Below are 21,169 nucleotides of genomic sequence, written 5' to 3'. Positions count from 1 at the left end.
ATACGCCACGGGCAGCGTCGCAGACCTCAGAGGCCCAGGTGGGGTGCTGTCGCGGCGATCGCCCGGAACCTCATCGCCGCATGACGCGCATCACCGAGAGCGTCATGGGCTCCGCCCGGGTGTACGGGCAGTTCCGGTTGCCCGGCCAGCTCCCACAGCTGGCGCACATCCCGGGTGAGTCTCGGCATCGCCGCCGGGAGCTCGGTCATGTCACCCCAGAGCTGGCACACGGCGACGTGGTCGTACGCGCCGATCCATGCCCACAGCTCCACCGGGCCGGAGGCCGGCGCGGTGACGAAGTCGTACAACTCGTCGCGGATCGCCGCGCGCGACCTCCACGCCGCCGACGAGGGATTGGGGAGTTTCGGCAGGACGTTGCGTCTGACCCATGGCCCGGCCTTCGCCGGGTCGAACTCCGTGGAGACCGCGTAGAACTCACGTCCGTCCTCGGCCACCACCCCCACCGAGACCAGGTCGATGGTGGTGCCGTCCTCGATGAACTCACAGTCGTAGAAGTAGCGCACCGGCGTCAGCGCTGCCCCTCGACGGGAGTGTCGAGAAGGTTTCGTCCCGACTTCCGGACCGCCTCGTAGCGCTTCTTCATCTCCGCACCGTAGACGTCCGGAACATACTCCTGACCCGTCAGCGCCTGGATACGCCGCATGAACTCGTCGGTGATCTCGCGCTCGGCCACGCGGTCCCCCTCCCGACCGGCCCACGGCGTCAGGTCGAGGGGTTCCCCGATCATCACGCGGACCGGAGTCCGGCGATGCGGTCGGGTGACCTTGCGGATGTAGTCACCCGTCCCGACCACCCCCACCGGGATGATCGGGACCCCGGCGCGCAGCGCGAGCCGGGCCGGCCCCGTCTTGCCCCGGTACAACCGCCCGTCCGGGGTGCGGGTGCCCTCCGGGTAGACGCACAGGATCTGCCCCGAGGACAGGACCTCCATGCCCGCGTCGAGGGCCGCCTGCGCGGCGTCCGCGTTGGTCCGGTCGATCGGGTACTGGCCGGTCCCGGCGAAGAACCACCGGCTGAGGGCTCCGCGTATCCCGCTGCCCGTGAAGTAGTCGCTCTTCGCCAGGAAGGTGACCCGCCGGGGAAGGAGCAGCGGGGTGAACAACCAGTCGCCCACGGACTCGTGATTCCCCACCAGGACCGCTGCCCCGTTCGCCGGGAAGTTCTCCTCGCCGGTGAGGACCGTCCGACTGGTCATTCGCAGGAAAGGCCCGATGATCACGTACTTGAACAACCAGTACAGCACCTGGGGTCACCGGTCTTTCTCATGGTTGGGGAGGTCGACGAAAGCGGATACTACCCGGATCGGCCCGCGAATCCGGACGGGACGAGATTCGGTGGCCAGAGCTCCGGATCCGGGACGAATCCGGCGACCACGGCACCCGCCACCGGATCGTGGTGCGACGCGACGAGGGTGCACCGGGACAGCAACGCGGGAAGGCGCAGCACTGTCCGGAGGCCGTTGAACTCCAGCCGGAGACCGCCGCTCTCGACCGAGGGCGGAGTCGTCGGCGGGGCGGGCACCGGCAACTCCGCCCGGTAGCCACCGTTGCCGTCCGCGGACACGACGGGGGTGACCGCACCGCGGGCGAGTGTCGCCAGAGCCGCCGTGCGGTCCGGAGCACCGCCGGCGACGATCACCTCGACCGGCCCGGCGAGGAACGTCGAGACCTCCCCGGCCAGGAGGGACAACCGGTGCGCCTCGCGGGTCCGGGCGTCGGCACGGTCCCCGGCCGCCATGGACGCGAACCGGACATGCGCGGGCCACCGGGACTCCACGAACCCGGCGAGCTCCCCCGCTGCGGAAAGCCTGCGGACGGCCGCGAGATCACCGTCGAGGTCGACCATCACCACATCCCACACCCCCGCGGCAGCCGCACGCCGGGCGTACTCCCATCCCAGTACTGCCGCGAGGGGGGCGTCGCTACCGGTGGCGAGGGCCGCGAGCACCTCGTCCTCCGGGTCCACGGCCCCCGATGTGTACGCCTCGAGTCTCGCGGTGGCGTCGTCTGCGCGGACCTCCACGGGCCCCTCGTCGGTCGTGTCCAGTCGGGGATCGACCGAACCGGGATCCCCGGTCAGGATGAGAGCGGTTCCGCCGGCGTCCAACAGGAAATCCGCCATCGCCGCGGACCTGTCCGCCGGGTCGCCCCCCAGAACGATCACGACCCTCGACCCGGTCACCTCGACTCGGCCCGGCGCTTGAGTTCACGGAGAGCCTCGGAGAGGATCCGCCGCTCGGCCCGGTCGCGGAGCCGACCGATCACCGGCACCACGAGCTCGATCTCCAACTCGTAGTCGACCCGGGTGCCGCCCTCGACCGGCTCGAGCCGGTAGGAGCCCTTCTGCGCGCGCTGGAGCGTCGAACTCTCGAGGCGCCACTCGACGGCCCTGTCGTCCGCCGACCAGGAGTAGACGAGGACGTAGTCGTCGACGATCGCACCGGCCTCCAGCGCGAACCGGACCCGGTCTGGCCGACCGTCCGCGCCGACCGAGAGGACCTCGGCGACCCGGATCGACGTGGACCATTCCGGATACGAGTCGAAGTCCGAGATGACGGCCATCACGTCCTCGACCGTCGCCTCGATGACCGTGGAGTCGCTGGTCGGCCACACCTCGGGGGCGCCGTTGTCCTCACTCATATCCCCAGCTTCACATATCTCCCGCCGGGATGCGCCCTCCGGCTGACGCCCGGGCGCACGGGTGGCGTGGATGCCGTCCACCCCCGGGGATAGTGTGTCCTCACCGCGATTAGACCATCGATCGTCTCCACCAGGAGGACCCTTTGCGCGAATACGTCGCCGCCCCCGCCACTTTCACCGTCCCCGAAGACTGGTCCTGTGCCCAGGCGGCGTACGACCGGGCGGAGCGGACTCCGGACAACGTGGCCTTCCAACGCCCGGTCGACGGACGGTGGACCGACGTCACCAACCGGGAGTTCGCCGACACGGTCCGCCTGGTTGGTCGGGGCCTGGTCGCCCGCGGGATCGGGGCCGGGGACAGGGTCGCCCTCCTGTGTTCGACGCGATACGAGTGGAACGTGATCGATTTCGCGATCTGGGCGGCGGGCGCGGTCACGGTACCCGTCTACGACAGTTCGTCCGCGGAACAGATCCGCTGGATCATGGAGGACTCGGGCGCCCGGCTCATCATCGTCGAGAAGCAGACCCACGCCGCGACCACCCGCGAGGGGATCGCCGACCTGGAGGGGTCCCCCGACGTCCTGGTGATCGAGGGCGAGAGCCCCGCGTTGGACCTGCTCGTCGCCGGGGCGACCGACGTCGCCGACGCGGTGCTCGACGAACGTCGCGCCGCGGTGAGCGCGGACGCCCCCGCGACGTTGATCTACACCTCCGGCACCACCGGACGACCCAAGGGGTGCATGCTCACCCACCGGAACTTCATGTCCGAGACCCTCGCTGTCCTCGAGACCCCGTTCAACCAGTATCTCCGGCAGGACGCGACCACGGTCATGTTCCTTCCCCTGGCCCACGTGCTGGCCCGCGCCATCACCTACGCGGGGTTCCACGCCGGCGTCCGGATCGCCCACTCGTCGGACCTGACGAATCTCGTGGACACGTTCTCCGAGATGCGGCCCCATTACATCCTGGCCGTCCCGCGCGTGTTCCAGAAGGTCTTCAACAAGGCCCAGGCCACCGCCCAGGACGGCGGTGCCTTCAAGGCGTGGATGTTCGACAAGGCCACCGACACCGCCGTCGCCTACTCCAAGGCCAACCGCGGTGGGCGGGTCGGGCCACTGCTCAGGCTCCGCCACGCGCTGTTCGCCAGACTCGTCTACGCCAAGCTCGTCGCTGCACTGGGTGGACGCTGCGAGATCGCCATCTCGGGTGGCGCGCCGCTCGGCGAACGCCTGACCCACTTCTTCGACGGCATCGGTGTCAACATCTTCGAGGGGTACGGACTCACGGAGACCTGCGCGGCGATCGCGGTCAACACCCCCGGCAAGATGCGTATCGGGACCGTCGGCCAGCCACTGCCCGGATGCGCGGTCCGGATCGCCCCGGACGGCGAGGTCGAGGTGAACGGCCCGGTGGTGACCTCCGGCTACTGGCGCAATGAGCGTGCGACCGCCGAGGCCTTCTCCGACGGCTGGTTCCGGACCGGGGACCTCGGATCGCTGGACGAGGACGGCTACCTGACCATCACCGGCCGCAAGAAGGAGATCATCGTCACCGCGGGCGGCAAGAACGTCGCTCCGAACCAGCTCGAGGACGCGCTCCGGGCGGACCCGCTCGTCGCCGAGGCCGTGTGTGTGGGCGACGGGAAGCCGTTCATCTCGGTGCTGATCACCCTCGACCCCGAGGCACTGGACCGGTGGAAGGCCCACCACCACAAGACCGGGTCCCTGTACGAGCTGCTGCGGGACGCGGACATGATCGAGCATCTCGACCAGGCGCTGTCCCGGGCCAACAGCACCGTCTCCCATTCGGAGGCCATCAAGAAGTACCACGTCCTCCCCGATCAGTTCACCGAGGAGACCGGTGAACTCACCGCGTCGCTCAAGGTCAAGCGGAACGTGGTGCACCAGAAGTTCGCAGCACAGATCGAGGATCTCTACACCTGACGTCCGAGACTCGATCCACGCCCGGATCGGGACTCGATCGGGAAGCTAGTCCCCGGAGAGCACTCGCCGCATGTTGCGGGCGAGGTCTTCCCAGCGCCAGGAGTCGAGAACCCAGGTGCGTCCGCGGACACCCATCGACGACGCGCGTGGCCGGTCCGAGAGCAGACCGGCCACGGCGTCGACGATCTCGCCCGTCGAGGTCCCGTCCACCACGAGCCCGGTGGTCCCGTCCAGGACCGTCTCCGGGGCGCCACCACTCCGGCCGGCCACGACTGGGACGCCGCAGGCCGAGGCCTCCAGATACACGATCCCCAGCCCCTCCACGTCGAGTCCCCCACCCCGCGTGCGGCAGGGCATGGCGAACACGTCCGCCATCCGGTGGTGATCGACGATCTCGTCCGCCCGGATCCGGCCGGTGAAGATCACCCGGTCCGTCACCCCGTGCCTGCGCGCCAGACCCTCCAGCGTCCGCCGGTACGGGCCACCCCCGACGACGACGAGGACCGCTTCCGGGACGCGGCGGGCGATCTCGGGCAGCGAGCGGATGAGCGCGTCCTGTCCCTTTCGCGGGACGAGGCGGGAGAGACACACGATCACCTCACGGTCCGCCACCCCGTAGCGCTCGCGGATCGCCCGCCGCCGCACGGGATCGGGCCGGAACCTGTCCGTGTCGACCCCCCCGGGCTGGTGCACGAGCCTCGCGTGCGGGCCGAACGCCGCCGCGAGGCGTCGCCTCGTGTACTCACTCACGTAGGTGACGGCGTCCGTGGACTCACCGATCATCCTGAGCACCTGGCGCGAACCCGGCAGCATCGACCACCCCACCTCGTGGCCGTGGGTGCTGGCGACGATGCGGGTGACGGGCCCCTCCCGCAGGACGGGTGCCATGGCGGCCAGCGGTGCTGCCGCACCGAACCACACCGTGCTCGCCCCGAAGTCCGAGGCCAGTCGCCGGGCACGCTTCGCGAGATCCGGTGTGGGCAGCAGCATCTCCGTCGGGACCCGCTCGACCAGATAGGGGCGGGAGTCGTCGTACTCGATCGAGTCCCGGCCCCGGAACGTCGAGGCGAGGACCGCCACGTCCTCCGGGTCCAGGTGCGCCAGATAGGTCTCCAGGTACGACTGGATACCACCGGGCCGCGGCGGATAGTCGTTGGTGATCAGCAGGGTCTTCGTCATCACGTCCGAGACTGCCACACCGCCCGGGGATCGCCTGCCCGGCGCCCACGCGTCAGTAGCGACGGACCCCGCTGATCGGCATCGCGTCGACCTTCTCGAGCTTGACCGGCACCCCGTAGGTCGGCGCGTGGAGGACGAGTCCGTCGCCGGCGTACATGCCGACGTGGGTCGCACCCGCGTAGTAGATGACGAGGTCTCCGGGTTGGATGTCCGGCATCGCCACGGGCGCCCCCGCCACCGCCTGCGCCTGACTCGACCGGGGAAGCGTCTTGCCCTCCTGCGCGTACGCCCACACCATGAGGCCGGAGCAGTCGAACTCGGACGGTCCGGTCGCCCCCCAGGAGTACGGGGCACCGATCCGGGTGAGGGCCACGTTCAGGGCGGCCGTGTTGACCCCGTCGATCGCCGGGGCGACGTACCCCGGGGGCACCAGGGGGCCGCCGGCCCAGAGTGCACGCTGCGCGTCGGAGAGAGCGTCCACGCGACGTCTCACCTCGTCGATCCGCACTCTCATCTCGTCCGACCGCTGATCGAGGTCATCCGCGCGTCGCTGGGCGTCACGCGCCGAGGCGCGCGCGGCTTCCGACGCGAGATCCGCCTCCACCCGGAGACGGGCGGCCTCCGCTGAGGCGGCGCGCGAGGCGCCGAGCGCACTGGTGGTGGCGCCGGAGAGCCGCTGCAGAGTACCGATCCGGTCGACCAGGTCTCGGGGGCTCTCGGCGAGGACGGCGGCCCGGGTGGCACCGGTATCGCCCCCGCGGTAGCGGAGAGTCGCGAGTCGATCGACGAGCGACTGGTCGCGCGACGCCCCCAGATCGGCGACGGCGGCGAGTCCGGCGGCAACTCCGGCCTCGCGCTCGCGTCGCTGCCGTTCGGCGTCGGCCCTCTCCAGATCCGCTCGCGCCAGGTGCAGTTCCTCCCCGAGTGCGCCGGCCTCCGCGGACAGCCTCGCCAGCTCGACCAGGTCCTCACCGGTGGCCTGGCCTGACGAGGCGGATCGTTCCGGCGCGGTGTCCTGGGGCGGGCCCGTCGTACCGGTGCTCTCGGCCCCGGCCGGGCCCGCCGTCCCGGGATCCACGGTCTGGGCCGACACCGTCTGCGCCGGCACCATCACTCCGCCGGAGCCCAGGAGGGCGAAGGCGGCAACGGTGAGGGCGATCGACCGGGATCTCTGGGTCATGGGCAGATGCGGCATTCTCGGATCATGGTTCGGAGACGGACGGAGCACGACGGGGGCGGTGGATTGCACCGTGGTCGGGATGGTCGTTGTCGAGATAGTACAGACGACGAACCCCGCCGACACCGGTTACGTGACCGGGGATCGGCGGGGTCCGCTGGAGCGCGTGTGCGGGGCGACTCAGTAGTAGCGGGTCGCACCGTAGAACGGCATGGAATCCAGCGGCGCGTAGCTCACCGAGGTGCCGGAGTACGGGGCGTGCACGACCTGGCCGTTGCCGGCGTAGATTCCCACGTGGCTGGCGCCGCTGTAGAACGCGACGATGTCCCCGGGCTGCAGGTCGGCCTTGGCGACCTGGGTGCCGCCGCCGATCTGGGCCTGGCTGGTACGCGGGATGGAGATCCCCGCCTCCTTGTACGCCCACGAGGTCAGGCCGGAGCAGTCGAACGAATTGGGGCCGGTGGCGCCCCAGGCGTAAGGCGAGCCGACGCGGGTGCTCGCGGCGTCGAGGATGCGCTGGCCGGTGGAGATCTCCGGCGCCGGGGTGGCGAACTCGACGGGGGCGGCCTGGGCTGCCGCGACCGGGACGAGGCCGGCCGGCAGGGCGATGCCCTCTGGGAGATCGACGGTGACCTGTGCGGGCACACCGGGCAGACGCAGTTCGACGGGTACGTCGACGGTCACCGGTGCGGCGGCCGCGGTCCCGGCGCCTGCGACGGCGGCGCCTGCAGCGAGCAGTCCTGCGGTGGCGACACGGCGCCCGGTCGAGCTGGCCTTGATGCTGTGGGCTCCCACGAGAGTGATTTCCTCTTTCTTCCTGGACACCGACCGGGTTAGCTGACGGGTTCGGACACGGAAGTCTGTCCTACGCCCCGGCCTCTCGGCCGTCGGGCGATTCACCCCAGTGGAACGTGGTTCCCCGGTGCGCCGCGGTGGCGCTTTGGTGGCGACCCCGGCCCCCACCGGTGGGCGGGTGATGACTTCCGAGGTCTCGAAAAGGTTACGAAACCATCTCGCCGAAGTCCAGCCCATCCGCTAGGCGGCCGTTTCAGCACCCACGATCTCCAGGGTCGAGACCAGCCCGAGCGCCATGAGCACCTCGATCGCCGAACGCACCTCGGGCTCGAGAACATACCCGCACGACTCCTCGGATAGTGCATCTACCTGCACTTCCTCGGACAGAATCACGGAGACGACACAGTCCTCGCACCCGCTCGGCCGGGCCGGACACCGCGAGCAGTCCATCGAGAACATGATCTACATCACACTCCGTCCTGGGCGTGTTGCCCATTTGTTACCAGGCCGCGATTTGCGGCTCGGGGCAGACCGTAACGGCCGGGTACGACACCCCACCCCTACGACACCCATCCCCTGTGACGACGGACGGCGGACGGCGGGGTGCGTCGGACGTCCGTGTCGGACCGGATCGTTACCGTGTGCGCCATGCCCTGCCCCCCGACTCGAGAACTGGTCCACACCCCGGGGACCACGGGGGTCCAGGCCGCCTTCGACGAGCTCGAGCCGATGCTCTCCGAGGTGACGTTCGTCGTCGTCGACCTGGAGACCACCGGTACCCGGCCGGGAACGGATGAGATCACCGAGATCGGCGCGGTCCGGGTACGGGGTGGGGAGGTCCGGGCCGAGCTGTCCACCTTCGTCTCCATCACCGGCTCGCTGCCGGCCCACATCAGCAGGCTCACCGGGATCGCGCCCGTCGATCTCGTCGGGGCCCCTGCACTCGGTGAGGTGATGGCGACGTTCCTGGAGTTCTCCCGCGGCGCCGTACTGGTCGCCCACAATGCCCGGTTCGACCTCGGATTCCTCCGCGCGGCCGCCGAGTCGACCGGCCACCCGTGGCCCGATCCCCCGTCGGTGTGCACGCTCACGCTGGCCCGGCGCATCCTCCATCGGGGCGAAACCCGTGGGCACCGCCTCGGCGAACTCGCCTCCCATCTGGGATCCACAGTCGAGCCGAACCACCGGGCGCTCCAGGACGCCCGCGCCACCGTCGACGTCCTTCACGCACTGATCTCCAGGGTCGGTGACTGCGGGGTGTCGACGCTCACCGAGCTCCGTTCCTACGACGGACGCCTCGCCCCCGCGGTCCGGCGCCGGGCCAATCTGACCGAGACGCTCACCACCGGCCCCGGGGTCTACCTGTTCCGGGACGCGTCGGGCGGCGCGCTGTACGTGGGGTCGTCCATATCGGTCCGGCGCCGAGCCCGCTCCTACTACTCCGGAGCTGATCCACGCGGCAGGATGCGGACGATGGTCGGCCTCGCCGAGAGCGTCGAGTCGGTGCCGTGCGCACACCTCCTGGAGGCGTGGACCGTCGAGGAGCGGCTCATCGACTCTCTCCAGCCGCCCTACAACCGGCGGTCCAGGTCTCCGCGCCGAGGGTGGTGGCTCTCCCCTCCCTCGGGACGTGCGATCCGGGGGCACGTCACCCGGACCCCGGAACACCCGTTCGCCCTCGGACCCTTTCGGAGAACCGAGGACGCCAGGGCCGCGTGGCTGGATCTGGCGGAGGCCACCGGTTCGCCACCCGGCGCCGAGGAATGGGAGGCGCTGGTCACCGGCCGGGACTCCACGGCCGTCAGGGCGATGATCGACCGGGTCGACTCGCTCGCCGCGGGTGGAGCCTTCGAGCGCGCGGCCCGGCTGCGAGATCGCGCGGCGGCACTGATCCGGACCCTCACCCGGCACCAGGAGCTCTCCTCCACCGCGGGTCTACGCGAACTGGTCCTGGCCCAACCCGGGCCCGGGCGCACCTGGGCGGTGGCGGTCGTGCGTCACGGGCGCCTCGCCGGTTCGGGAACGGTGCCCGCCGGAGCAGCACCACTGCCCGTGATCGACTCGCTCAGGGCGGGCGCCACGACCGTGCAACCCGGCCCCGGGCCGTTCGCCGGAGCCAGCGCCTCGAACATCCGCAACGTGCACAGGTGGATCGATTCCGGACCCACCCGCATCGTGTCGGTCACGGGGTGCTGGACCCTGCCCGTCGGCGGTGCCCACACACTCGCGGAGTGGGCGGATCGAGCCGAGCAGGCGGCGTCGACGAGCGGTCGAGCGGGTGTCAGGACCGGGCGGCACTGAAGGCCGCCCACCTGTCCAGGAGTCGGGCGGCCTCGCCGTCGTCCACCGCCTTCGCGGCGCGCTCCACCGCCGACCTCATCGCCGGCACGAGGTCCGCACCCCGCTCGAGGCCATCGAACGCCACCAACGCCGCCGCGGAGTTGAGCAGCACCGCGTCCCTGACGGGACCTCTCACGCCCGACAAGAGTTCCCGGGCCACCGCCGCGTTATGTCTCCCGTCGCCCCCGCGCAGTTCCTCGATCGCGCAGGTGGCCATCCCGAAGTCCCCGGGAGAGATCACGTCCTCGTCCACGTGGCCGTCGGTGACACGCAGTACACGCGTCGGTCCCGTCATCGTGATCTCGTCGAGACCGTCGGAGCCACGCACCACGAGCGCCGATCTACCCCGAAGCGCGAACACCTCGGCCATCACGGGCATCAGGCTCTCGAACGCGCACCCGATGAGGTTGGCGGCGGGTGCTGCGGGGTTGGTCAGTGGTCCCAGGATGTTGAACACCGTGGGGATCCCGATCTCCCGGCGGGGTGCGGCGGCGAAGCGGAGCGCCGGATGGAACACGGGCGCGAAGCAGAAGGCCACACCCACCTCGTCCACGCTCCGTGCGACGTCATCCGGTCCCAGGTCGATCGCGACGCCGAGAGCCTCGAGGACATCGGCCCCACCGCTCTTCGACGACGCCGCACGGTTGCCGTGCTTGACCACGGGCACCCCGCAGGCACTCACGACGAGAGCGGACATCGTCGAGATGTTGACCGTTCCCTGCCGGTCACCACCGGTCCCGACGATGTCGACGCAGGACCGGGAGGTCGGCACCCTACGGGAGTAGTCGAGCATCGTCGAGGACAGGGCGTCGAGCTCCGCGCCCGTCACACCCTTCATGTCGAGTGCGACTCCGAACGCGGCGATCTGGGCGTCCGTCGCGAGACCTTCCATGATCCGGGACATCGCCCAGCGGGCGTCAGCCGGTTCCAGGTCCCGACCCGACGTGAGCGTGCCGAGTACCCCGGGCCAGGACCGGCCCTCGTCGAACGCTGCAGAACTCCCCACGTGTCCCGACCTCTCTCCCTGGATCCCGGCGGTCCGTCACCCTCGCGACCGCGCACTGACAATCGTGCCACCAGCCACCTCATCGGTGCGGCGCGGACTCCCATCTCCGGGACCCTGAAGTCGACCGCCGGAAAGGCTGAGAAGCCCCTGATACCCCTGCACGGGGTGCGTCGTCGGACGCACTTTCCGGGAGTTCTAGGAACGACCTGCGAAAACACTGTGGGGACACGCCGAAATCGGGGGTCCCTGCAGCCTCCGCCCACCTCAGGGGTCATACTTGGCCTCGTGACGAGCGCAGTGGATAACTCAGGATCGGCGATGGCTCAGCGCGTTCATTCGCTGAACCGTCCGAACATGGTCAGTGTGGGCACCATCATCTGGTTGTCCCAGGAGTTGATGTTCTTCGCGGGGCTGTTCGCGATGTACTTCGTCTCCAAGGCGAACTCGGGAGGTGACTGGCCCTCCTACCCGACGCACCTCAACGTCCCGTTCGCTCTGACCATCACGGCGATCCTCGTGGCGTCCTCGGTCACCTGCCAGATGGGCGTCTTCGCCGCCGAGCAGGGGGATGTCTTCGGCCTCCGTCGCTGGTACATCATCTCGGCCCTGATGGGCACGGTCTTCCTCATCGGCCAGGCCTACGAGTACTACGAGATGTATCTCGAGGGCACCACGATCTCGTCCAGCGTCTACGGTTCGGTCTTCTTCATCACCACCGGTTTCCACGGCCTCCACGTCGCGGCCGGCGTCCTCGCGTTCGTCGTACTCGTCATGCGGACGACGATGTCCCGGTTCACCCCCGCCCAGGCCACCGCGGCCATCGTCGTGTCGTATTACTGGCACTTCGTCGACGTGGTCTGGATCGGCCTCTTCGTCACCATCTACTTCATTCAGTAGTCAGCTGGCCGCAGGACGCTGCGTCCAGCAGGTCCCAACTCCAAAGGGAACTCACAATGAACTCACCTCACCCACCCGCTGCGGACACGCCGTCGCCGGAGCCCGCGGTGAACCCGGCACGTCCGGCCTCGTCGAAGCGTCGCCGTAAGGCGACGGGCGCGCTCGTCATCGCCGCCGGTCTGCTCGGCGCCGGGGCCATCGCCACGGCCGTAGTCCCCGAGCCCCAGGTGGCCACGGCCCAGCAGGACCAGGCCGCGCTCATCGCCGAGGGCAAGTCGATCTATGACGTCGCGTGCATCACCTGCCACGGGCAGAACCTGCAGGGTGTCGAGGACCGCGGCCCGTCGCTGGTCGGCACGGGCGCGGGGGCGACCTACTTCCAGGTCCACTCCGGTCGTATGCCCGCCGCCAACAACGAGGCCCAGGCCGAGCGGAAGAAGCCGCGCTACAGCGAGCACCAGATCATCGCGCTCGCGGCGTACGTCGATCTCTTCGGTGGTGGCCCCGAGATCGTCACCGATCCCGACGGTTCCATCGCCCAGGAGTCGCTGCTGGGGGCCTCGGGCGAGGCCCGGGCCGAGGAGATCGCGCGTGGTTCCGAGCTCTTCCGGCTCAACTGCGCCTCCTGCCACAACTTCACCGGTCGCGGTGGCGCGCTGTCGGCGGGCAAGTACGCCCCGATTCTGGACCCTGCCAACGAGCAGGAGATCTACCAAGCGATGCTCACCGGGCCGCAGAACATGCCCAAGTTCTCGGACCGTCAGCTCACGCCTGACGAGAAAAAGGACATCATCGCCTACATCAGGGACACGGACTCCAAGGTCTCCCCCGGCGGTTACGCGCTCGGCGGACTCGGCCCCGTGACCGAAGGTGTGGCCATCTGGCTAGTCGGCATCGTCGCCCTCATCGGTGCGACCCTCTGGATCGGATCCCGTTCATGAGTGAGACCCCCAAGAACCCGTCCGCCGCGGACCTCGACCGGATGAGCGACTCCGAGCTCGTCCGGCTGGGTACCGAGCTCGACGAGGTCGACGTCCGATTCCGCGAGGGACGGTGGCCGGAGGGTGTCACCTCCCGTGCCGAGAAGCGCGCCGCCCGCGTCGTCACCACATGGTTCGCGCTGTCAGCGGTCCTCGCGCTCGCCTTCGCCGTGATCTATATCGCGTGGCCGTGGGAGTACCGCGGGCAGGGCGAGGACGGCTACTGGCTCTACATGGCGTACACGCCTCTGCTCGGCCTGACGATCGGACTGTCGATCCTGTTCCTGGGATTCGGGGCCGTGCAGTTCACCAAGAAGTTCATCCCGGAGGAGATCTCGGTCCAGACCCGCCACGATGGGCCGTCCGAGGACATCGACCGTCGGACGATCGTCGCCGGTCTCAACGACTCGTGGAAGACCTCGACCCTCGGTCGCCGCAAGGTCATGGGCGGGTTCCTCGGTGCGAGCGTGGCTCTCATCGGGCTGTCCGCGATCCTGCCTCTCGGGGGCATGATCAAGAACCCGTGGCGCCGCGGGGAGATGACCATCGCGGGAGACGGCACGCTGCACACCACGGGGTGGACCCTTGCCTCGGACACCCGGCCGGACGGGCTCCCCGCCGAGAAGGTGTACCTCGGTCGCGACACCGGCAAGGTCTTCCCTGACGGCCATCCGCCCGCGGGTGAGGGTCGCCTCGAACGGATCCACGTCGAGGACCTGGCAGCCGGCGGACTCGAGTCGGTGTTCCCGCTCCCCGCGAGCGCGTTGGGCGACTTCGAGGAGCACATGCACTCGATCCACGGAGCTCGGAACTCGGTCATGCTGATCCGCTTCCGCCCGGCCGACTCGGCCAAGGTGATCAAGCGCAAGGGCCAGGAGAACTTCAACTACGGCGACCTCTACGCCTACTCGAAGATCTGCACGCACCTCGCATGCCCCACCTCACTGTACGAGCAGCAGACGCACCGCTTCCTCTGCCCGTGCCATCAGTCGCAGTTCGACGCGCTCGAGTACGCGAAGCCGATCTTCGGCCCCGCCGCGCGCGCACTGCCGCAGTTGCCCATCGCGGTTGACAGCGAGGGATACCTCGTCGCCAACGGTGACTTCATCGAGCCGGTCGGACCTGCCTTCTGGGAGCGTCGTTCATGAGTAACAACACCAAACTCGCGGAGGTCGGGAACAATCTCGACTCGCGATACACCATGGCCAAGGGCATGCGCCGGCAGATCAACAAGGTCTTCCCCACGCACTGGTCCTTCCTGCTGGGCGAGATCGCCCTGTACAGCTTCATCATCCTGCTGATCTCGGGTGTGTACCTCACGCTCTTCTTCGACCCGTCGATGTCGAAGGTGATCTATCAGGGCGCCTACGCGCCCCTCAACGGCATCGAGATCTCCCGTGCCTACGAGACCGCGCTCAACATCTCTTTCGAGGTCCGTGGCGGGCTCTTCGTCCGTCAGATCCACCACTGGGCGGCGCTGCTCTTCGTCGCCTCGATGGTCGTCCACATGATCCGGATCTTCTTCACCGGCGCGTTCCGTCGCCCGCGTGAGGCGAACTGGGTCATCGGCTGTGTGCTGCTGCTGCTGGGTATCGTCGAGGGCTTCCTCGGCTACGGCCTGCCGGACGACGTCCTGTCGGGTACCGGTATCCGGATCACCTCAGGCATCATCGTCGGACTCCCGGTCATCGGGACCTGGATGCACTGGATGATCTTCGGCGGGGACTTCCCCGGCGATCTCCTGATCCCGCGCTTCTACATCCTGCACGTGCTGATCATCCCCGCCATCATCCTGGCGCTCATCGCCGCGCACCTCGCGTTGGTCTGGTACCAGAAGCACACGCAGTTCCCCGGGCCCGGCCGCACGGAGAACAACGTCGTCGGCGTCCGCATCCTCCCGGTCTTCGCGGTCAAGTCGGTCGCGTTCGGCGCCATCACCGTCGGCATGCTCATGCTCTTCTCGGGCATGTTCACGATCAACGCCATATGGAACCTGGGGCCATACAACCCATCCCACATATCGGCCGGCTCGCAACCCGACTGGTACATGTTGTGGACCGAGGGCGGCGCGCGAGTGATGCCCGCGTGGGAGATCTACCTGGGCAACTACACCATCCCCGCGGTGCTCTGGGTCGCCGTGATGCTCGGCGCGATGGTCGTGATCATGTTCCTGTACCCGTGGATCGAGGCCAAGCTCACCGGCGACACCGCGCATCACAACCTGCTCCAGCGTCCGCGCGACGTGCCGGTTCGTACCGCGGCCGGTGTCATGGCCATCACGTTCTACGTGATCCTTGTGTTGATGGGATCCAACGACCTCATCGCCTATCACTTCAACATCTCACTGAACGCCACCACATGGGCGGGACGGATCGGCCTCATCCTTCTGCCGCCGCTCATGTACTTCTTCACCTACCGGCTCTGCCTGGGCCTCCAACGGGCCGACCGGGAGGTTCTGGAGCACGGAATCGAGACCGGCATCATCATGCGGATGCCGCAGGGCGAGTTCGTCGAGGTCCACCAGCCGCTCGCGGGGGTCGACGAGCACGGACACGCGGTGCCGCTCGAGTACGCCGGTGCCAAGGTGCCCACGAAGATGAACCAGCTCGGTGCCGCCGGTCGCCCCCCGCGTGGTGCACTGACGGCGGACCCGGCCGACGAGGTCCACATGCTCGACGAGTCCGAGCACGGCAAGCACGACCGGGAGCACTCGATGCTCACCACGTTGCAGGAGGAGAACCGTACTCGTCGCCACGAGTACTGATCCTCCGACGACATACGACAGCGGGCCGGGCCTCCGACAGGAGGATCCGGCCCGCTGTCGTTTCCTCTCGTCGCCGTTTCCGGGGAGCTCGGCTGAAGGGAGCTCGGCTCAGGGGGCGACGGCGAACGGATCCACCGGGATCGACTCGCCGGCCATGTCGGCGACAGCCCGGAAGGCCATCGTCATGCCCGACCCCAGGGGTACGCCGGGGCCGGGGTACGCCTCACCTGACACCGACGCCGAGGAGTTGCCCGCGGCGTACAGGCCCGGGATCGGGGCGCCGTCGGTATCCAGCACGGCGCCGTGGTGGTCGGTCACCGCGCCCCCCTTGGTGCCCAGATCCCCGAGGACGAGCCGTACGGCGTGGAAGCGCTCGCCCTCGAGTGGCCGCAGGCACTCCTCAGGTGACGACGCACCGAGGAAGAAGCGGCCGTAGGGATCCTCACCCCGACCGAAGTCATCGTCCTGTCCACGGGCGGCGAAGCCGTTGTACCGTGCGACGCTCTCCCCCAGGACGACCTCGTCGACGCCGATGGCCTCCGCCAGTTCCCCGATCGATCCGGCGGTGCGCCAGAGACCGGCCTCGCGATGCTGATCGGGATCGGGGCCGGGGACGCAGATCGCCGGGTACCCGCCCGCCTCGACGTCGTCGAAGACGAACCAGAACTCCTCGCCGGCACCGTCGTCCATCCGAGCGCGCATGCGCCGGCCCATCTGGTCGTACGGCAGGAGTTCGTCGGCGAATCGCCGGCCGGTGCCGTCGACGATGATCCCGGAACGGAAACCGAGCGTGAACGCGGCGCGACCGTTCGGGAACAGCGTTGCCGGGCACCACCACGACTGGTCCAGCAGGTCCAGTAGGGCTCCGGCCTCGTCGAGCATCCGGACGGCGTCACCGGTGCCGGTATCCGGGTGGGATGCCGACCACGCGGCGGTCGGCATCCGCTGCCACCGACGTCGCAGCTCCGTCGACCGCTCGAAGCCGCCGGCGGCCACGAGTACACCGCGCCGTGCCCCGATCGACCGCGACCCCGAGCCGTCGCGCACCTCGACCCCCACGACCCGCCCCTCGTCGTCGCGGAGGAGATGCTCTGCCGCCGTCGACAGCCGGAGCTCCGCGGCCTCCATGTCGTCCAGCGCCAGGACGAGCCGGGCCACCCAGGCGCGGCCACCCTCCACTCTGGTGGGGTGCTCCGGGATACCGAACTGGTCCGACGGGACCGAGGCGCGGATGTCACCGGCGCGCCCGCCGAGCTCGTCGACGGGGATCGGCTTGGGGTAGATGCTCCGGCCCATCTGCTGGCGACCGGGTGCGTCGAAGTAGTCCGGGAACGCCTGGAACCGCATGGGGATTTCCAGAGAGTCCAACAGATGGTCGACGACCATCGGGCCGGTGTTGAGGTACGCGTCCTGGAGGTCCGGGGCGGTCCGGTCGCCCACCACGGCGCGGAAGTAGGTCCGGCCCGCCTCCACCGAGTCCTCCACCCCGTCGCGCGCGAGCACCCGGTTGCCGGGCTACCACACCGCGCCTCCGGAGTACGCGGACGTCCCGCCGAAACGATCCGTCTTCTCGACCAGGCACGTCGCCATGCCGCGGGAGGCCGCCACGGCCGCCCCGAAGAGGGCCGCGACGCCCGAACCCACCACGACGACATCGAACTCCGTCTCGACCGTACTGTCCTGCTCCGCCACGGGCTCTCCTCGTCTCGTCGTCACCGGGACCTCCGACCGGCGATCGGCATTTCTAGAACACGTTCTACGATAGCGCGACGACCCCGCCCGCGCGGCGAACGACCGGACCCGTGACACCCCGACGACGGGCGGGCATGATCGCGGTGTGACGGACAACCAGGTCGACCACACCGATGACGGCCGCTATATCGTGGTCAAGGGACGACGGTGGCGGGCCACCGATCCCTCGATCCCGGACGCGCTGAGGACAGAGTTGGTCTCCGCGCTCATGACCGGCCGCCGACTCGTGAAGTCCGACGGCGACGCCGCCCGGGTGATGGTGCAGGATGCCAAGGTAGCCCTGGGCGAGCGGGGCGACCCCTGGTGGGAGCCCACCGAGCAGGGCACGCGGGACCGGTTGGCCGCGACGATCCGGACACTTCTGCGCTCCCGGGGCGAGAGCTCGATCTGTCCCAGCGACGCCGCCCGCGCCGTCGGCGGCGACGACTGGCGAGAACTCATGGGGACGGCGCGAGAGGTCGCTCTGGACCTGCGCGCGGACGGCGTGGTCGCCGTGACCCAGCGGGGCGAGGTCGTCTCCGGCACCGATCTACGTGGACCCATCCGCATCGTCGCCGGGGACGCACTCGGCTTCCGGCCACGCCCGGGCGGCACCTCCCCGGCGCCGTGAAGCTACCAGCGGGTAACCCTCGCCGTGCCGCCGTCCACGGCCTTGTACGATCAGGTTCGGTAGGAGACATTCACCTCATCGGCCCGTCCCCCTCTCATGGCGGGTCGTCCAATGGAAAGGCACACCCTTGCGCCGCACAGTGTTCAACGAAGACCACGAGGCCTTCCGCCAGACAATTCGCGCCTTCATCGAAGCGGAGGTGTCCCCGCACTTCCAGGAGTGGTTCGACGCGGGCATGGTGCCGCGTGAGTTCTACTACAAGCTCGCCGACCTCGGCGTCTTCGGCATCAACGTCGACGAGGAGTACGGCGGAGCCGGGATCAACTCGCACAAGTTCGAGGCCATCCAGTCCGAGGAGACCGCCCGCGCCGGCGTGAACTTCGGCGGGTCGGGCGTTCACGTCCTGCTGGGCCTGCCCTACATCAAGGCACTGGCGACCGACGAGCAGAAGCAGCGGTATCTGCCCAAGTTCGTCTCCGGTGAGGAGATGTGGGCCCTGGCCATGACCGAACCGGGGACCGGCTCGGATCTCGCGGGCATGAAGAGCACCGCGAAGCTCTCCGAGGACGGCACGCACTACGTACTCAACGGCGCCAAGACCTTCATCACCGGAGGTGTCCACGCCGACCGCGTGATCGTCTGCGCCCGGACCGCTCCCCCCCGGGAGGACGACCGTCGCTTCGGGATCTCTCTCCTGGCCGTCGACACCTCGCTCGAGGGTTACTCCGTGGGACGCAAGCTGGACAAGGTCGGCCTGAGGACCTCCGACACCGCAGAACTGGCCTTCAGCGACGTCAAGGTCCCTGTGGAGGATCTGCTCGGCGAGGAGAACCGTGGCTTCTACTACCTCGGGCAGAACCTGCCGTCCGAGCGCTGGGGAATCGCCTACGGGGCGTACGCCCAGGCCGCCGCCGCGGTCCGCTTCGCAAAGGAGTACACCCAGCAGCGCACGGTCTTCGGCAAGGAGGTCGCCTCGTTCCAGAACACCAAGTTCGAGCTGGCCGCATGCCAGGCCAAGGTCGACGCCGCGCAGGCCGTCGCCGACCGGGCGCTCGAGGCGCTCGACGAGGGAGAGCTCACCGCGGCCGAGGCCGCATCGGCCAAGCTGTTCTGCACCGAGATCGCGGCCGAGGTCATCGACCGTTGCCTCCAGCTGCACGGAGGCTACGGGTTCATCAACGAGTATCCGATCGCACGCCTGTACACCGACAACCGGGTCAACCGGATCTACGGCGGGACCAACGAGGTCATGAAGACCATCATCGCCAAGGACATGGGTCTGTAGCTCCTGACGCGAAGGCACCCACCGGGACGACGAGGCCCCCACCGCGACCGCGGTGGGGGCCTCTGACCGGTTGGCGGCCGACGTCGGATCAGTGCTTCTCGCGACCCCAGTGGTACTCGAACACCAGGGCACAAGCGGTGATGATCAACGCGGTCGCACCGGCGAGCAGCACCCACCAGTTCCAGAACGCCGCGCCGAAGCCGGTGATCATGACCGAGGCCGCGACGAAGAACGGCCAGAAGCTGTGCGGGCTGAAGAATCCGAGTTCGCCGGCGCCGTCCGAGATCTCCGCCTCTTCGTAGTCCTCGGGGAGCGTGCTGATGCGTCGCGCCACGAACCGGAGGTACCCGCCGATCAACAGACACAGTCCGGCGGAGAGCACGAGCGCGGTCGCGCCCACCCATTCGATACCGGTACGCGAGGTGCCCGTGAGGTAGGTGTACGCGACAGCCAGGATGGCGAGGAAGACCACCAGTCCGTCGAAGATTCTTACTGTTGCGTTCATCGTGCAGGAGCCCTTCGCGTGATACCGGGAGAGACGTCAGTTAGCGGATGCGTTCTCGATGATGTTGTTCTGGTCGCGGGTATCGCTGCGGCCGGTCTTGAACGGTGCCGTGGAGGTGGAATAGGGCGCCTCACCGATCGCCGCGAGCGCCTCGGCGTTGGACGCGATCGGGTTGTCCTGGCGGAACTGGATGTACTCCGCGAAGGCCTCCGGCGAGACCGCCCTGAGTTCGAAGTTCATCATCGCGTGGTACGCGCCGCACATCTCGGCGCATCGACCGACGAACGCACCCTCACGCTCGATCTCGGCGATCTGGAACATGCTCAGCTGCTGGTTCTGGCCCGGGTGCGGCATGACGTCGAGCTTGTAGATGAACTCGGGAATCCAGAACGAGTGGATCACGTCGGCAGCAGCGAGGCGGAACTCGATACGGGTTCCCGTCGGGAGGACGAGCACCGGGACCTCTTCCGAGGTTCCGACGGTCTCGATGTCGTTGAAGTGCAGGTACGACTTGTCCTCCGCCAGGCGACCGTGGATCGGACCGCCTGCGGCGGGCTCACCGTGGTGACCGCGGGCCATGCGCTCCTCTTCGGAGAGAACGCCGGCCTCCTCGGCAGCACGCTGGGCCTCCTCGTTGGTGCCGTCCTCGATGGACACGCCGGCGACATCGACCTTGTTGTACCCGAACTTCCAGTTCCACTGGAAGGCGGTGACGTCCACCTTGACGCCGACCTCCTCCTCCGGACGGAGGTCGAGGACCTTGTTCTGCGTGATGACGGTGAAGTAGAAGAGCACCGAGATGATCACGAACGGCACGGCGGTGTAGACCAACTCGAGCGGGACGTTGTAGGCGGTCTGACGCGGGAACTCGCCGTCGTCGTTCTTCCTCTTGCGGTGGAAGGCCATCGTCCAGAAGATCAGGCCCCACACGAAGAACCCGACGATCAGAGACGTGATGACGGTGCCCGTCCAGAACTCCCTGATCGCGATGCCCTCGGGCGTGATCCCGTTCGGGAACCCGAAGTTCACGGTCTGGTTCCACCACTTGTTGTCGGTGTGGAGGCTGCAACCGGACAACACCAAGCCCACTGTGGCGAGCGACACCGCGAGTGCAGCCCTGCGCGTCCGACGACGCCCGTCACGCTGTTCCACCATCACGCCTTCCTGATCAGCGGCACCGACCACGTGGCCGGGACACTTAGGAATCGTAGACCACGGCTCTCAGTTTGGAGGCCGCGGGTCCCGGCATTTCACCCATCCCACCCCTCCACCCTCC

Annotated in this window: 19 protein-coding genes, 1 pseudogene and 1 riboswitch; of the genes and pseudogenes, 8 read left to right on the top strand and 12 right to left on the bottom strand. The window is 68.7% G+C overall.

The annotated features are described in order from the left end of the window. Positions 1 to 26: 26 nt before the first annotated feature. Genes CT688_RS06350 through CT688_RS06335 form a run of 4 tightly spaced genes read right to left on the bottom strand, consistent with a single transcriptional unit; the run spans position 27 to position 2,660 of the window. Positions 27 to 524: a polyadenylate-specific 3'-exoribonuclease AS gene (locus tag CT688_RS06350; RefSeq protein WP_107756201.1), complete on the bottom strand. Its 498-nt coding sequence runs from the start codon at positions 522 to 524 to the stop codon at positions 27 to 29. Positions 525 to 529: 5 nt separating this feature from the next. Continuing rightward, a complete protein-coding gene (locus tag CT688_RS06345) occupies positions 530 to 1,264 on the bottom strand; it encodes a 1-acyl-sn-glycerol-3-phosphate acyltransferase (protein ID WP_231750529.1) in 735 nt (244 codons plus the stop codon). 50 nt (positions 1,265 to 1,314) lie between these two features. Next, positions 1,315 to 2,184 carry a hypothetical protein gene (locus CT688_RS06340; RefSeq protein WP_231750528.1) on the bottom strand — a complete coding sequence of 290 codons (870 nt, stop codon included), beginning with the start codon at positions 2,182 to 2,184 and terminating at the stop codon, positions 1,315 to 1,317. 14 nt (positions 2,185 to 2,198) lie between these two features. Continuing rightward, positions 2,199 to 2,660, bottom strand: a complete 462-nt coding sequence (locus tag CT688_RS06335) for an SRPBCC family protein (RefSeq protein ID WP_107756199.1) — start codon at positions 2,658 to 2,660, stop codon at positions 2,199 to 2,201. Positions 2,661 to 2,803: 143 nt separating this feature from the next. On the opposite strand from CT688_RS06335, the gene CT688_RS06330 reads away from it, so the two are divergent. After that, positions 2,804 to 4,603 carry a long-chain fatty acid--CoA ligase gene (locus CT688_RS06330; RefSeq protein ID WP_107756198.1) on the top strand — a complete coding sequence of 600 codons (1,800 nt, stop codon included), beginning with the start codon at positions 2,804 to 2,806 and terminating at the stop codon, positions 4,601 to 4,603. A gap of 45 nt (positions 4,604 to 4,648) precedes the next feature. On the opposite strand, the gene CT688_RS06325 is transcribed toward CT688_RS06330, so the two are convergent. The 4 genes from CT688_RS06325 to CT688_RS17935 all read right to left on the bottom strand — a co-directional run bounded on the left by CT688_RS06325 (position 4,649) and on the right by CT688_RS17935 (position 8,129). Continuing rightward, positions 4,649 to 5,782 carry a glycosyltransferase family 4 protein gene (locus CT688_RS06325; RefSeq protein WP_107758050.1) on the bottom strand — a complete coding sequence of 378 codons (1,134 nt, stop codon included), beginning with the start codon at positions 5,780 to 5,782 and terminating at the stop codon, positions 4,649 to 4,651. A gap of 52 nt (positions 5,783 to 5,834) precedes the next feature. Then, on the bottom strand, positions 5,835 to 6,962 hold the full coding sequence (locus tag CT688_RS06320; RefSeq protein ID WP_107758049.1) for an NlpC/P60 family protein: 1,128 nt from the start codon (positions 6,960 to 6,962) through the stop codon (positions 5,835 to 5,837). A gap of 177 nt (positions 6,963 to 7,139) precedes the next feature. Next, entirely contained in the window at positions 7,140 to 7,754 is a 615-nt protein-coding gene (locus CT688_RS06315) for a C40 family peptidase (RefSeq protein WP_107756197.1), read from the bottom strand. A gap of 13 nt (positions 7,755 to 7,767) precedes the next feature. After that, a riboswitch (cyclic di-AMP (ydaO/yuaA leader) is annotated at positions 7,768 to 7,915 on the bottom strand. A gap of 79 nt (positions 7,916 to 7,994) precedes the next feature. Continuing rightward, positions 7,995 to 8,129 carry a hypothetical protein gene (locus tag CT688_RS17935; RefSeq protein WP_255412667.1) on the bottom strand — a complete coding sequence of 45 codons (135 nt, stop codon included), beginning with the start codon at positions 8,127 to 8,129 and terminating at the stop codon, positions 7,995 to 7,997. A gap of 273 nt (positions 8,130 to 8,402) precedes the next feature. Between CT688_RS17935 and CT688_RS06305 the strand changes: the two genes are divergently transcribed. Continuing rightward, positions 8,403 to 10,055: a DEDD exonuclease domain-containing protein gene (locus CT688_RS06305; RefSeq protein WP_107758048.1), complete on the top strand. Its 1,653-nt coding sequence runs from the start codon at positions 8,403 to 8,405 to the stop codon at positions 10,053 to 10,055. Here CT688_RS06305 and trpD read toward each other — a convergent pair. Then, positions 10,036 to 11,100, bottom strand: coding sequence for an anthranilate phosphoribosyltransferase (gene trpD / locus CT688_RS06300; protein WP_107756195.1), 1,065 nt, complete (start codon positions 11,098 to 11,100; stop codon positions 10,036 to 10,038). The two genes, CT688_RS06305 and trpD, sit on opposite strands and share 20 nt — an antisense overlap. A gap of 285 nt (positions 11,101 to 11,385) precedes the next feature. Here trpD and CT688_RS06295 point away from each other — a divergent pair, with 285 nt between their 5' ends. From CT688_RS06295 to CT688_RS06280, 4 genes are read left to right on the top strand one after another with little or no spacing between them, the layout of a single operon-like run. Further along, positions 11,386 to 11,997, top strand: a complete 612-nt coding sequence (locus CT688_RS06295; RefSeq protein ID WP_031264477.1) for a heme-copper oxidase subunit III — start codon at positions 11,386 to 11,388, stop codon at positions 11,995 to 11,997. A 56-nt stretch (positions 11,998 to 12,053) separates the two neighbouring features. Further along, entirely contained in the window at positions 12,054 to 12,938 is an 885-nt protein-coding gene (locus CT688_RS06290; protein WP_031264478.1) for a c-type cytochrome, read from the top strand. Then, a complete protein-coding gene (locus tag CT688_RS06285; protein WP_107756194.1) occupies positions 12,935 to 14,125 on the top strand; it encodes a ubiquinol-cytochrome c reductase iron-sulfur subunit in 1,191 nt (396 codons plus the stop codon). The genes CT688_RS06290 and CT688_RS06285 overlap by 4 nt, the downstream gene beginning before the upstream one ends. Then, positions 14,122 to 15,741: a cytochrome bc complex cytochrome b subunit gene (locus tag CT688_RS06280; protein WP_107756193.1), complete on the top strand. Its 1,620-nt coding sequence runs from the start codon at positions 14,122 to 14,124 to the stop codon at positions 15,739 to 15,741. The genes CT688_RS06285 and CT688_RS06280 overlap by 4 nt, the downstream gene beginning before the upstream one ends. Positions 15,742 to 15,849: 108 nt before the next feature. On the opposite strand, the pseudogene CT688_RS06275 reads toward CT688_RS06280, so the two are convergent. Further along, a pseudogene (locus tag CT688_RS06275) lies at positions 15,850 to 17,385 on the bottom strand (FAD-binding protein). 193 nt (positions 17,386 to 17,578) lie between these two features. On the opposite strand from CT688_RS06275, the gene CT688_RS06270 reads away from it, so the two are divergent. Together CT688_RS06270 and CT688_RS06265 are read left to right on the top strand one after the other, a co-directional pair. Beyond that, the gene (locus tag CT688_RS06270) at positions 17,579 to 18,103 is read left to right on the top strand and encodes a DUF3253 domain-containing protein (protein WP_107756192.1); all 525 of its coding nucleotides are present in this window, start codon (positions 17,579 to 17,581) and stop codon (positions 18,101 to 18,103) included. A gap of 127 nt (positions 18,104 to 18,230) precedes the next feature. Continuing rightward, on the top strand, positions 18,231 to 19,388 hold the full coding sequence (locus CT688_RS06265) for an acyl-CoA dehydrogenase family protein (RefSeq protein WP_107756191.1): 1,158 nt from the start codon (positions 18,231 to 18,233) through the stop codon (positions 19,386 to 19,388). 88 nt (positions 19,389 to 19,476) lie between these two features. Here CT688_RS06265 and CT688_RS06260 read toward each other — a convergent pair whose 3' ends face one another. Both CT688_RS06260 and CT688_RS06255 read right to left on the bottom strand, forming a co-directional pair. Continuing rightward, positions 19,477 to 19,893 carry a cytochrome c oxidase subunit 4 gene (locus CT688_RS06260; protein WP_107756190.1) on the bottom strand — a complete coding sequence of 139 codons (417 nt, stop codon included), beginning with the start codon at positions 19,891 to 19,893 and terminating at the stop codon, positions 19,477 to 19,479. 36 nt (positions 19,894 to 19,929) lie between these two features. Further along, positions 19,930 to 21,048, bottom strand: a complete 1,119-nt coding sequence (locus CT688_RS06255) for a cytochrome c oxidase subunit II (protein ID WP_107756189.1) — start codon at positions 21,046 to 21,048, stop codon at positions 19,930 to 19,932. Between the last annotated feature and the right edge of the window lie 121 nt (positions 21,049 to 21,169).

Source organism: Dietzia sp. JS16-p6b (genome assembly GCF_003052165.1).
Taxonomy (GTDB): Bacteria; Actinomycetota; Actinomycetes; order Mycobacteriales; family Mycobacteriaceae; genus Dietzia.
Note: the sequence above shows the minus strand (reverse complement) of the source record. Positions and strands in the feature narration are given on the sequence as shown.

Coding starts and splice junctions, on each gene's coding strand:
- CT688_RS06335 (WP_107756199.1), bottom strand. CDS start 2,660: ATGAGTGAGGACAACGGCGCCCCCGAGGTGTGGCCGACCAGCGACTCC.
- CT688_RS06325 (WP_107758050.1), bottom strand. CDS start 5,782: ATGACGAAGACCCTGCTGATCACCAACGACTATCCGCCGCGGCCCGGT.
- CT688_RS06320 (WP_107758049.1), bottom strand. CDS start 6,962: ATGACCCAGAGATCCCGGTCGATCGCCCTCACCGTTGCCGCCTTCGCC.
- CT688_RS06305 (WP_107758048.1), top strand. CDS start 8,403: ATGCCCTGCCCCCCGACTCGAGAACTGGTCCACACCCCGGGGACCACG.
- CT688_RS06290 (WP_031264478.1), top strand. CDS start 12,054: ATGAACTCACCTCACCCACCCGCTGCGGACACGCCGTCGCCGGAGCCC.
- CT688_RS06285 (WP_107756194.1), top strand. CDS start 12,935: ATGAGTGAGACCCCCAAGAACCCGTCCGCCGCGGACCTCGACCGGATG.
- CT688_RS06280 (WP_107756193.1), top strand. CDS start 14,122: ATGAGTAACAACACCAAACTCGCGGAGGTCGGGAACAATCTCGACTCG.
- CT688_RS06260 (WP_107756190.1), bottom strand. CDS start 19,893: ATGAACGCAACAGTAAGAATCTTCGACGGACTGGTGGTCTTCCTCGCC.
- CT688_RS06255 (WP_107756189.1), bottom strand. CDS start 21,048: ATGGTGGAACAGCGTGACGGGCGTCGTCGGACGCGCAGGGCTGCACTC.